7 protein-coding genes and 1 pseudogene are annotated in these 13,311 nt (G+C 34.7%); all 8 read right to left on the reverse strand.

Going from position 1 to position 13,311, the window contains the following annotated elements; translation table 11 throughout:
* Positions 1–739 precede the first annotated feature (739 nt).
* Entirely contained in the window at positions 740–3,562 is a 2,823-nt protein-coding gene (galA, locus tag GXM17_RS01995; protein ID WP_163397607.1) for a beta-galactosidase GalA, read from the reverse strand.
* Positions 3,563–3,878: 316 nt separating this feature from the next.
* A complete protein-coding gene (locus tag GXM17_RS02000; RefSeq protein ID WP_163397608.1) occupies positions 3,879–5,471 on the reverse strand; it encodes a family 43 glycosylhydrolase in 1,593 nt (530 codons plus the stop codon).
* Positions 5,472–5,825: 354 nt separating this feature from the next.
* Positions 5,826–6,278, reverse strand: coding sequence for a hypothetical protein (locus GXM17_RS02005; protein ID WP_163397609.1), 453 nt, complete (start codon positions 6,276–6,278; stop codon positions 5,826–5,828).
* Positions 6,224–6,919 (reverse strand): annotated as a pseudogene (locus GXM17_RS02010) (DUF2931 family protein); the annotation flags it as partial. The pseudogene GXM17_RS02010 and the gene GXM17_RS02005, both read right to left, overlap by 55 nt.
* Positions 6,920–7,002: 83 nt before the next feature.
* On the reverse strand, positions 7,003–8,205 hold the full coding sequence (locus tag GXM17_RS02015; RefSeq protein ID WP_163397610.1) for a DUF2931 family protein: 1,203 nt from the start codon (positions 8,203–8,205) through the stop codon (positions 7,003–7,005).
* A complete protein-coding gene (locus tag GXM17_RS02020) occupies positions 8,192–10,126 on the reverse strand; it encodes a T6SS phospholipase effector Tle1-like catalytic domain-containing protein (RefSeq protein ID WP_163397611.1) in 1,935 nt (644 codons plus the stop codon). Before GXM17_RS02020 ends, GXM17_RS02015 begins: the two co-directional genes overlap by 14 nt.
* Position 10,127: 1 nt before the next feature.
* Positions 10,128–11,975 (reverse strand): type VI secretion system Vgr family protein, encoded by a 1,848-nt coding sequence (locus GXM17_RS02025; RefSeq protein WP_341872896.1) that lies wholly within the window; start codon positions 11,973–11,975, stop codon positions 10,128–10,130.
* A gap of 166 nt (positions 11,976–12,141) precedes the next feature.
* Positions 12,142–13,296: a mannonate dehydratase gene (uxuA, locus tag GXM17_RS02030; protein WP_208796409.1), complete on the reverse strand. Its 1,155-nt coding sequence runs from the start codon at positions 13,294–13,296 to the stop codon at positions 12,142–12,144.
* Between the last annotated feature and the right edge of the window lie 15 nt (positions 13,297–13,311).

Below are 13,311 nucleotides of genomic sequence, written 5' to 3' on the forward strand. Positions count from 1 at the left end.
GCAGATTTTAAAGGATTTTTGCAGATCAAATTAGATTTAATACTTGAATAAGCTATTTATTCTATTTCACCCAACGAGTTATCTTTAATTAAAATTCTTCATTTTATGTGATAATACTCCTGCGATTACTTCTTTTTCATGATGAACCAGCATTATTAAAAAGAACAAATTATTAGTGACTTTCCTTTAGTTGCTGATAAATAAAGACTATTATAAATTTCAAGATTACTTCTGTCATCTTTTGAAGTCTATATCAGAGAACAATTATTTATTTAAAAATTGATGATAAACTCAAAAATCAACAGGAAATTTCTTATCCTTTTAAACAAAATTAAAGAATATTAAATGGTAAGTTGTGTTTATTTTAGTTTCATCTTGTTTCATTTTATAATATGAAACAAGAAAAATGCATATTTGTAACATATAATGCGAACAGAAATAGTACGCAATTTTATAATAGCTCTTCAAATACACTAAAAAAATAAAAGCTGCATTTCAAAATAATGAAATACGGCTTTTATTTTTTTGATTTAGGCTTAGTTTAATTACTAATGGAGAAACTCCAATTAGAACAATATATTATATCCTGAGTCCTGGAATCATTACTATCAAAAACAACTATTTAACACATCCCGATAGTATTGTTATGGCCTTTTGTTTTATCAATTTACACTCCATTTTTCTGATTGAATAAACTAAAAGTCCACAATAAGTACGCTTACAGATTTTAAAAACCAAACTATTTTTTTAGAACTAAAGTTCCTGCATTTAATCCATTAGCTTTAGCGGATAAAATTACTTCTGCAGCATTTATATCTTTTTGGATAATAATCTGAGCGTATCCGTTAAAAAGTTTTCTTTTCCATTGTTCTGCCGGTGTAATCATCTGAATAATTCCCGGATCGGTGTTCATTACATCCCAGTCTTTTAATTTTTGCAAAGGCGGCGCAATGATCTGAATGGTGTTTGTTCCCTGCTTTAAAACATTAGCATTCAAAACATACTTTTGATTGTCTTCTGCGCTCTGAGTAATTTTATTTCCGTTAACAAAGACAACTGCATCAGTACCTATTTTTTTGTAAAAGAAATTAACGGTATTTGTGCTTAAATTGTTCTTTAATTCAAATTTCCCACGATACACATACGACGGAGCCTGATTTTTATAATCACGGTCTTTAAAGGCTTCTTTCCAGTTGTTATCATCCGAAGGGATTTGGTTTGAATGATTCGACGAAGCTAATTTCTTTTCTTCAAAATCTGTAATCGAAATAAGCTCTATATGATCTGTGAACTGATCATTTTCTAAAGAAGTCGGATTACCGTTTCCGACACCCAAAATCTTCCCTCCTTTTACAGAAAATGTAATTTCATCATTGGAAGTTGGTACATGTAATCCTTTTTTGTCCGTGGTTTCAACAGTTACCACCACAACATTTGCATCAGGCTGATTTTCTTTATCTGCTGAAAGTTTTATATTTTTAGGAACATCAGTCGTTTTTTGAATTTCAGAAAGTATTCTTTTACCGTTTTTGTATCCAATCGCTTCAAGTGTTCCTGGTGTATATTTTACTTTCCATTCTAAATGGCTGTTTTGCTGCATTTTCTTTTTACCAAGACTCTTTTTATTCAGGAAAAGTTCGACTTCATCACAATTTGAATGTACCCAAACATCCATTTCCCTGCCCTCCATTCCACTCCAGTTCCAGTGTGGCATAATATGAAAAACCGGTTCTTTTCCCCACCAGGATTTCAGGTAAAACACATTATCTTTCGGGAAACCGCAAACATCCATCATTCCAAAATAAGAGGTAACCGACGGCCATCCATAAGGCGTTGGCTCACCCCTGTAATCAAAACCTGTCCAGATAAACATTCCGGCTAAATACGGTCTTTCGGCATAAAACTTCCATCCTTCTTCGATGCTGTAAAATGATGGTCGCGGTTTTTTGTCGTAAGCGCTTTTAAAATGTCTGGCTTCGTCATCAAAATAAATACCGCGGGTTGCAAACGTTGAACCTTCTTCAGTTCCCATTCCGGGCTGTTGTTTAAATTCATTTCGGTGTGCATCAATATCTCCGTTTCCCAGATAGTTATAGCCCATAATTTCAACCACAGACGATATTCCGCTTTTAAAACCACTGCTTATTCCAACCGTAACCGGTCTTGTAGGATCGATACTTTTTGTTAGTCCCTGCATGACATTCGTAATACGCTCACCAATAATACCGCCTTCAATATTCCATTCTTCATTTCCAACCGACCAGCAAAAGACACTCGGATGATTGCGGTCGCGTTCTATCATTCGTTTTAAATCGTTCAGATGATAATCATTGATTCCCATTAAGCGGGTTTCGTCAATAACCAGCATACCGAGTTTATCGCAGGCATCAAGTAATTCGGGTGTTGGCGGGTGATGCGAACAGCGATAGGCATTCGAACCCATTTCTTTCAGCTTTTTGATTCGGTAATATTGGAGTTCATCCGGCAAAGCTGTTCCAATTCCGGCATGATCCTGATGATTGTTGGTTCCTTTGAGTTTTAAAGATTTTCCGTTAAGGAAAAAACCTTTCTCTGAATCGAAGCGAATCGTTCTGATTCCGAAAGAAGTTTCATAACGGTCAATTGTCTTTCCTTCCTGTTTGATTTCAGTAATCAAACGATATAAATTCGGGTTTTCAATATCCCATAATAACGGGTTGCTTACCGCTAATTTTGAACTGTAAATTGATGTTTTATAAAAATCAGGAGCGGCTGCTTTTTGGGAAACTGATGCAATTTGCTTTCCGGATGCATCCAAAATATGCTGAACAACTTCTATTTGACCTGTATAATTCCCTTTATTCTGAACATAAACTTCAGCGGTAACTTCAGCACTATTCTCTTTCATTTCAGACGTTACATAGGTTCCGTTTGCAATTACGTGAATTGGGTTTGTTTTTTTCAGGTACACATGCCTGTAAATTCCGGCTCCTTCATAAAACCAGCCTTCTTCCATAGAGGCATCTGCACGCACTACAATCGTATTTTCTCCCCCATAATTTACATAAGCGGTAACATCGTATTCAAATCCGTTATAGCCGCTCTCTTCTGTTCCGAGGTAATATCCATTAAAAAACACTTTAGAATTTCGAAAAACACCATCAAATTTTACAGAGATAATTCTCCCCTTATCACTTTCCGGAATAGTGATTTTTTTTCGGTACCAGCCGATGCTTTTTTCAGGAAAACCCTTTCCTGCTGTTTTAAATCCGTGGCTGAAACTGCCTTTTTCACTAAATGCCTGTTCCACTGCCCAGTCGTGCGGAAGATCTAATTTTCGCCAGGCACGATCATCAAATTTTTGGGCTGCAGGTCCGTCTCCGAATCCGGTTTTAGTTAAATAGGAAAAATAACCTGTTGCGTGATTGAAATCTTTCTGAGTATCATATAAATGTCCGAATGAAAAACGCCAGTCTTTATCAATTAAAATCAAATCTCTCTCAGCCTGCTTTTGTGCTGAAATACAAAAAGATACAAAAAAAATAAAACACAAGAAAAATCGGTTAAGAGCAATAGATTTCATAAATAATTCCGGTTGGTTTGATGGTCGTGTAAAGTTTATAAATATACCCTTTTAAAAGCGCCGGAATTAATAGTATTTTATCAAAGTGTAATGAATTTCGATAATCGAAAACTGTTATATAAAATTACATTAACCTCTTGAGCTAAATTGATTTAAAAAAATGATTTGATTATAAAAGCATAAAATCGGGAGTAAAACATGATTTATAACTTAAGGAATTGATGTCATCCAGAGCGGAGTCGAAGGCTTTTGAATACGAAAGGGCTTCGACTCCGCTCAGCCTGACACACATTTTTAATTTCGCCCAAAGGTCAAGTTATTTTCTAACCAATGAAACATCATCAACCTGACAAGAGGCATTTGCTGCGCCATCAGAAAGGAAACCGATTTCAACTTTGCCATTCCTGACCGGAATATTTTTTATAAAAATTGTTTTCCAGGATGCATTTTCATCTTTAAAATTATATTTAAGTTTTTTGCCGTTGCTCAAAGCATACATTTCTAAGTTTTTAAAACCTTTGGTATTCTTAACTTTAGCTGTAAGCGTGTACAATCCGTCTTCTAATTTCACGTAAGGTGATGAAGTAATGTTTTGAAAAGTTTTTCGTTTAAAATTAATTTTGTCGGTAATATTTAAACTTTTTTCGCCTATAACAATCTTTCTGTCATTTTCAGTATTAAAATAATTGATTACCGGAGAAGTTAAAGTATCTAAACTAATTTTATTTCCTTCAATAACCTCATTAGTCCAGCCAGTCAATTCTGTTTGAACAGGCTTTACAGGACTTGGAATGTGTCTTCGATCCGCTTCAAAACTGCCGTTTTTGACATAATTATTATCTTTAGCTACTTCCCATTCGCCTGTTTTAGCATTAATATTCCATGAGCTAAGAGAATTAAAATATGGCTCTTTCCCATTAAAAGACATTGGACACCATTGATTATAGCCTAGCCCGTTGCCTGCAAAATTTGACCAACGGTCACCACAATACATAATGGTTTCCTGCTTGGAGCCTTTGACAGAAAAGAAAAAACCGGTTTGAGAAACATGGGCAAAATCATCTGACGAACCGTTTGTTATCAGCATTTCATTTGTAGGCACATAAGGTCCCCTGATATCATCAGCAACTAAATAATAGGCAAACGAAGCATCCCAGCCATATATATTAGACGCATACATATAATATTTATTTTGGTACTTGAACATGCAGTTTCCTTCACGGCTTTCTCCTTTAAAAATCTGGGTGCAGTCTAAAAGATTTACTTTACCGTCTTTAATACCAATTTCAGAAACATAAATTTTGTTTCTTCCCTTTCCGTAAGAATAAATTAAGTATGACTTACCGGTATCCTCATCAGTAAATACGGTCTGATCACCAGTATTGCTGGTTCCGATCATTTTTTCCATGTTTATTTTCTGATGCCAGACAAATCTTCCTGTTGGGGAATCTGCGAGCATTATCAACACTTCATTTTCATGCTGAACAAACATAGCATATTTGTTCATTTCTTTAATGAAGGCGACACCCAAACGACCAACCCAGGTCCTGCCGGATTTATTCACATCATCTTTAGTAACAACATCCCCTTCAAACGTCCAGTTTACCAAATCAGTTGAACTGTAACAGGTAACCGATTTAAAAGTGGCATTCGGAAGCGTAATATAGGGAGCATTCCTGTAAATGTCCGCTTCTTCATACTGGACACCGTACCAGTAATATTTTTGTACTCCTGCAACGGGTTTAGAAAATTTAAAAACACCTCCACCCTGACTGTTTAGTGGCTGTCCCTCTTTGGTATTCCAGAAAACATCATTTTTAATATTGCTTTTTTGTGCATTCACATTTATAATTATGCTTAAAGCCAAAATAGTCATCATTAAAACAAAGGGTGTTTTTTTAATTATCATGTTTTATTTTTTAGATTAAATGCCTTATTTATGAATAAGTCAAATAATTACATTTTGAACAATAGATTTAAAATTGTTTAAATGTAATTAAAACATGTTATTAAACTATCCTGTCTAAAAAATCAAAACTTAAAATATTCCTGTCCTGTATCGTGTACAATACGGATGTATTCAATTTCGCCTTCGGTCTGCAATATAGCGCTCTTATCTTGATTAAAAACTTTACAAAAGGAGCTGAAGGATATTGCTTTGTTACGAAAATCCGCTTCCATATAATTTTTTCTTTTTCTTTTGCTTTGTTTTCACCAAACTGGCAAACCTAATAGTAAAATACAGATTTTCATAGTGTTTAATTTATTGCTCCTGCCAAAAATCAACATCTGGCTTACTTAATGGCTCTTTGCCTTTTTCCCATTTAGGAAATATAAAATCTTTTGGTAATATATATTCCGGGGATAGTTGCTTTTCTATTTTGTAATCATACCTTCCAAGTTTAAAGACCATAATTTTTTTTTCTACATTTTTACCATTTAATGATAATGTACCAAATACAGCATCTTTATGTTCATCTTTTTCAATACGTATAAGTAATCTTTTAAAAATTCCTGATTTTAAAAGATTTTCTAAATTTTGGGGCAAAATTATTTTACCACTATACCATTGTCTGTTTTTATAGTTTTTTTCATAAGTATACCAGCTAATATCTAATTGAACAGGAGATTTCTGCTTTTTTTCTACAATATTTTTTGTTCTTATTTCTTTTTCACCCCAAGGAACAAATGAATCAGATTCTCTAATGAAAACCAAGAGCCATCTTTTGCATTAAATGTCAAATGATAACCATAAGATTCTTCTCTACTGCTAAACCCAATATCATAGTTATACTCTTTTTCACCTGTTTCCCAAACTTTATAGGGAACTCCATGAAAATTAATGTACTTTAAAATATCTTTGGCTTCCTGACCTATAGATGACCATAATGTTACAGTATGAGGATCATATCGTCCATCTTGACTTATTTTTTTAGCTTTGAATTTTACAATTTCTGTATTTATCCCACTTGCCTGCATCCAAATTGTCACATTTCCACCAGGTGCCATCCCTGCTACCAAAACTGCATAATCTTCCTTTCTTCCACTAAATGGATCTATAATCCCTTTGCTGAATAATTGAAGCATCTTCTTTCTAGGCAATTTAAAACCTCCTTCGTAATTTATTAAATCAAAACCACAACGCCATTTTACAAAAACACTATCGGGAACTGGTTTAAATTTAGCTCCTCCTGTATAGCCTCCACTTGTTATTCCCCAACCTTGAGCTGACGCTATGTTTGCAGAAGCACCACCAATCCCTTTCCCTTGATATAAATATTCTACAAATGGAGCTCCATAAGTATAATTCTTTGGTGCAGAAATTCCAGCATCCCAATTAAACTTATCTTGGTCTCTTGCTTTATCTTTTGGCGACTGACAGCTTGTTGATAAAAACTAATATTAAAAAAATAAAATTAAAGATTCTCATAAATTTTTCTTTATTGCTCCTGCCAATAATCAATATCCGGCTTACCTAATGGTTCTTTGCCTTTTTCCCATTTTGGAAACACAAAACCTTTTGGAATAGAATATTTTGAAACTAAAAATTTTCTGCTAATCGTATCAAATTTCGCAGCACGAAAACGCATAATTTCTTCTTGTTTATTTAGTCCGGAAATCCAAATGTGACCAAATAAATAAGGCAAATCTTTCTCTTCTTTTTCTAATCCAATAACAATACGATTGTAATGTTCTACACTCCCTGTTTGAGGATTTATATATGGTTTATTAAAAAGTTCTTCAAAATTATTAGGTAAAACGATGTCTGCTTCACACCATTGTTTATTATCCTTACTTCTTTGAACGAATATATGAACCGGAAATTTATTTTTATATTCTTTACTATTATCACGAGCATCAAATTTTTTCTTCCATTCTAATGTCGCAAAACTAGTTTTGTCAGAATTACTGGAAATCAAAGATCCATCTTTCGAATATCCAGTTATCCTCCTATTATAATTGATTAATTCATTCTTATTAGTGAAAACAATATCATAATTGTATTCTTTTTCACCAGTCTCCCAAACTTTATAGGGAACACCATGAAAATACTGATATATATTTGTCTCTGAATTAATGAATTCTTTTGATTTATAAAGTTCATCCATAATTTTCTGCTGCTCCTTGCTTCCTTCATTATAAACTCCTTTATTTTCAGCCTTAAATCTAATAATTTCAGTTATTATAGGCCCGGATTTCATCCATATTGTAACATTACCTCCGGGTGCTGTACCTGCAACCAAAGTGGAATATTCTTCATTTTGACCAGTATAAGGATCCTTGGTTCCTTTATTGAACAATAGTAACATTTTTTTTCTTGGCAATCTAAACCCTCCTTTATACAGAAGGTGATCAACACCACATTTCCAGAGTACAAAAACGCTATCAGGCACTGGTTTAAAAACATCCCCTCCGGTGAAACCACCACTTGTGATTCCCCACCCATTTCCTGCACTTGTGGAAGCTCCTGCAACACTTTTACCCTGATATAAAAACTCTACAAAAGGAGCAGAAGGATAATGTTTTGGTGCCGAAATCCCCGCATTCCATCTAAATTTTCCTTCCCCTTTTGCTTTTTCTTTTGGAGATTGGCAACTCATCAATAAGCCTAACAGCAAAAAAATAAAATTAACGATTCTCATAAATTTTTCTTTTATAATTTATATTACCATTTTCATCTTTTGAATAGGCTACAGGATGGTTTATAAAGCCGTAATTACCTAATAAATAATGATCCCCGGTTTTAGAGTAGAGTGCATCTAAACCACCATAATGCGCTGATAAATGCACATACTTATTGCAAATATGACTATACATTTCGGTAGGAAGATTATAAACCTCATTAGCTTGTTTTTTTGCTATTTCTAACATCCTTTTTAAATAATCTTTCAATATGGTATCATTTTCCGGAATTTCATGTTCAAAAGTTTTAGGTATCGTTTTACCATTTTTTTCTGCTTGTTTATAATCTTCATAAAACGGAACACCATTATCAATTGCTTTTTCAAGCATTACATACATAGGCACTAAACTGTATTTATTTGAAATTACCCGCTCATCGGTTATCATATAATGGTCTGATATTTTTCTTTCACTCAGCATATGTTTTTTAGTCGGATCGTACATCCATTCTTTTGGAGATACGTAATCGCCTGGTCTTTGTACCTCATTGCTTTCTATTACCGGAAATCCATCATATAGCAGAGGTTCAGCTCTTACCTCCTGATAATGATCGTAAGTATTAACGATATTAATTTCTTCTTTATCCTTAGAAAAATAGCGGCTTGTGTAAAATTCCTTTACTTTTTGTTTTTCTTTTAAGATGGTGTCATCATTAACAGGGACATCAAAATAATCCACCACTGCTTTATATTTATCAAGGTTTGCATAACCGCCCCCAATATCAGAATGAGCACCTAGCATGTATAATGTATAACCTGCATCTGTAGGAGTGAGTGCAAAATTTTCTCTCCACTCATTTTGAGCCACAATATGAAATACTTTTTTTATACCCAAACCTGTCAGGCTCGTTTTGATAGTTTGTAGCATCGCCTGTCCCACACTTGTTACAATACCAATTCCGGGAATAACTGAAAGTTTATAACCTAAATTATCCCTGATGATCATATCTCCTACAACTGTATCAAAAACGCCTAAAAACCGAATCTCAATATCGTATGTTTTTCCTGCTGGTTGATATCCTGCATCTTTTAGTTTCTGTCCCAGCAAACCGCCTGCATGGTTTCTTAAGATTATTTTTCCCGAAGGCATTGGATACTTATCATAAGGGTCATTGACCATTTCGTTTTCATAAACTTCTTTTTTCTTCACTTCATTACAAAAATGTCTGGCAGCTGCTGCGCCCCGGCTAAAACCAAAAACATCAAAAACAATTTTATTAATTTTTTTATTTTTTGGAACAGTTACAAATTGCTCGGCAATCATAGTTTCAATACCTTCTTCTACACGTCCAATTATTCCCCAGTCATGACGTCCGAATGCTGAACCTAAAATATCATCTTCTTCATCTTTTTTGGTGCCTATCCCTTCTACATATTGTTTCAGGATGTAATGTACTCCATATTCGGGATGATGTTCATTATCTCTATAATCTTCAATCTTAACCTCTTTATACAAATCAAAAAGTTTTGCAACATTAGAATAAGGATTCCAGTAGCTGTCTCTATCTGTAACTTTTACTTTTACATTAACTTCTTCATTATTTTTATTCTTAACCGTTTTTACAAATTTAAAACTGGAGGGAATGGTATCTGCCTTATAAAACTTGTCACTGGAATCGACCTTAGAATAATATGTTTTTTCTGAGTTGTATCTATTGTTTCCTGTACCGTCAAAAAACATACCTATGTAAACATTTACAGAGTCATTATTTTCGACATAATTTATCGTTAATTTCTCTGGATTTACGCCTAATTTAACTCCTTCCTGATCTCCAACTGTTTTTATTTTTTTTCCATTTGTGGTAATGTTTCCGTTAGAATAAAAAGTAATTTTTCCATCAGAAGTGATTTGCGATTTACCTCCTACATTTCTCTGTTTCATATTAATAAAAATTACTAGGTTCTGAACTATTCTGAATGATCTGTTTTTGGGAATGCTTTGTAAATTCCTCTACAGAGGAAATAACTACATCTTTATCACCATTAAATATAAGTTCCTTGGCTGTATGAGATTCTAAATTACCTTCTACTCTTTCTATAAAATTGCCTGTAATCATACTATTTTTATTTCCTGCAACTATTTCTGTTTTCATACCTCCAATAGTTTCAATGAAATCTACTCCTATATTATCCGTTTTATTTACCCCAACCGATGTAGAAAAGTTATTAGAAACATTAATATCCATATCGGTGCAATTAAAAGAAATTTTGTTTGGCGCATTGACATCTATATTTCCCTGACCATCCATTTTCCAAGTGTTACCGCTCGGGTCTTCAATCAAAATACTTCCATCGCCGTCGTTCAAAATAAACTTGATTCCTGAACGGGTATGAATCGCCTTAACATTATTTTGACCATCCGCATAACCGCTGGTAGCGCTTCCATTATATTGTGTTCCTAAAACATACGGATTCTGCGCATTGCTTCCTTCAAATCCTACCAAAACCTCTTCATCGATTTCGGGAATAAAGTAAAATCCTTTTCCTGAGCCTGAGTGTGGCTGTATCATTCTAATCCATTCGCTTGAATGGTTTCCGACTCCCCAGTTAAACTCTACTTTTACACGTCCCAATCCTTCAGGATCGTTGTTGTCTTTTACTTTGGCTGGCTGTGTTTCTGCTTTCGCAAATGCGTTTACGTTTGTATAATGTGGTGCTGCAACATCAGCCGGGATGGCTTTGAAATGACAGGTGTAATTTCCGTGAACCTCTGAGCGGTGTTGGGATTCAATAACGATAAGTTCATGCTCAACGGTTTGGTTTACGATACTGAAAACCTGTCCAAGTCCTAACGGAAAATAAGAAGTACCGCTGTAATATACGCTATTGGCATCACTTCCTGCGGTTTGCAGTCTGACCATTTCTTCAATTTCTTCATTGCTTTGGGCATTGGTTGTGAAAGCTCCATTGTTCAGGTCGTTTTGTGCAACCGTTCCCTGATTGTGTCCTATAACTGCTGAAAAGCTGTCTTTGCTGCCTCCTGCAGTTCTGGCTGAAGCATTACGAATACTGGATGCTCCATTGTAATCATAACCTCCTAAAGAAATCTTATGCGAAGCCATATTCGCCTGTATTTTAAAACTATGCAGCGAAGAACCGTTGATGAGTTTTATGTTACTGGTTTTGGTCTGTCCGAACTGCATTCGCATTCCGTCAAAATAAAACCATTGCCCATAGCGTTTGGCCAATCGTTTTAAGAAATCAAAATTGGTCTCATTGTACTGGGCCATGTAGTTGAACTCCTGAAGATAGGTGGATTTTATAGCATCTCTTTCATAGAATTCTCCCGGACCTTCTGCTAAAATATCCAGTACAATATCATTCATACCTCTTTGCTGGTAGGTTCTTGATTTTTTCATATCATCCAGAACGATAGTATGGCTAATACCTTTGACATGTAATCCTTCGGCGCTGCCGTGAAGATCTATAGAAGAAAGTTCTGTAATGATTCCTTTGCTCATCAAACGGATTCCCGTAAGGCTTTTAAAGGTAAAGATGACTTCATCTCCGAGATAGGTTCTGATTGCCTTTGCCTGATCTGCCGGATTGATGATCGCCTTGCCGGTATATTGCCATACAAACGAAAAATGATGGTGATCTGCCATCTTTTGTGACAGTTCTAAATTATGATAAACTACGTTTTGGTAAAACTTCCTATGCTGATGTGTACCTGATCTGAAAAATGTGCCATAAGTAATTTGCTGAAATATTAAGTAAGAATTTTTTTTCAAAAATAAGACTTAAAATTAATTACCCAAATAAATCCTACAATAATTTACTTCTATTTTCCACATAAAAAATACACTCCGAATCATTTAATAATCTTCTGATATAAGTGCATAAAAAAAGTTGCCAGAACAAAATCCTGACAACCTCTAATTTATTTATAGTAAAATATTACAGTGACCGAATAATCCCTTCTTCCAGTCCTCTTAATTCAGCTAAACCTCTTAATCTTCCAATTGCTGAATAACCCGGATTATTTACTTTTCCTAAATCATCCAGCATTTGGTGACCGTGATCGGGACGAAACGGAATTGAAATGTCATGTTCCTTTTGAATCAGTAATAATTCTTTAACGACTGCGTACATATCTACATTTCCGTCTAAATGATCTGCTTCGAAAAAATTGCCTTCTTCATCCCTGCGTACATTTCGCAAGTGAATAAAATGTATTTTGTCACCTAAAGCTTTTGCTATTTCAGGTAAATCATTCTTTTCTGATGCTCCAAGAGAACCTGTACAGAAACAGATTCCGTTTGATTTATAAGGTGCTTTTGAAAGAATAAAATCATAATCTTCCATTGAATTTACGATACGAGGCAATCCTAAAATATCAAAAGGAGGATCATCCGGATGAATGGCCAGTTTTACACCGCATTCGTCTGCAACAGGGCAAATTTCATTCAGGAAGTAACTTAAATTTTCTCTTAAGGCTGCTCTGTCAATATTATTATAAGGCTTTAATTTGGCCTGCATATCAGCAACAGTCATCTTTTTCTCTCCCGGAATTCCAAACATCACCACATCTGCTAAATCCTGTAAATCCTGAGCTGACATATCAGCATGTTTAGTTTTTGCTTTAGCTACAATATTTTCAGGAAAAGAATCTGAAGCATTTTCTCTTTCTAAAATATAAATATCAAAAATGGCTAAATCTACCCAGTTAAAATACAAAGCCTCAGAACCGTCAGGCATTAGGTAATCCAATTGAGTTCGTGTCCAGTCATTAACCGGCATAAAATTGTAAGTAATAATTTTGATTCCGCAGGCTGCAACGTTGCGGATACTTTCTTTGTACTTTTCGATATAAAGCTGATAATCGCCGGTTTTTGTTTTAATGTCTTCGTGAACCGTAATACTTTCAACCACATCCCATGTCAGGCCGTATGCTTCAACTTCGGCTTTTCTCTTATTAATTTCTTCAACTGTCCATACATCTCCGTGAGGAACGTGGTGCAGGGCTGTTACAATTCCGGTAGCACCGGTTTGTTTGATATGCTGTAAACTTACCGGATCATTAGGACCGAACCATCTCCAGGTTTGTATCATTCTGTTCATACTTTT

It is taken from the genome of Flavobacterium fluviatile (assembly GCF_010645065.1).
Classification (GTDB): Bacteria; Bacteroidota; Bacteroidia; order Flavobacteriales; family Flavobacteriaceae; genus Flavobacterium; species Flavobacterium fluviatile.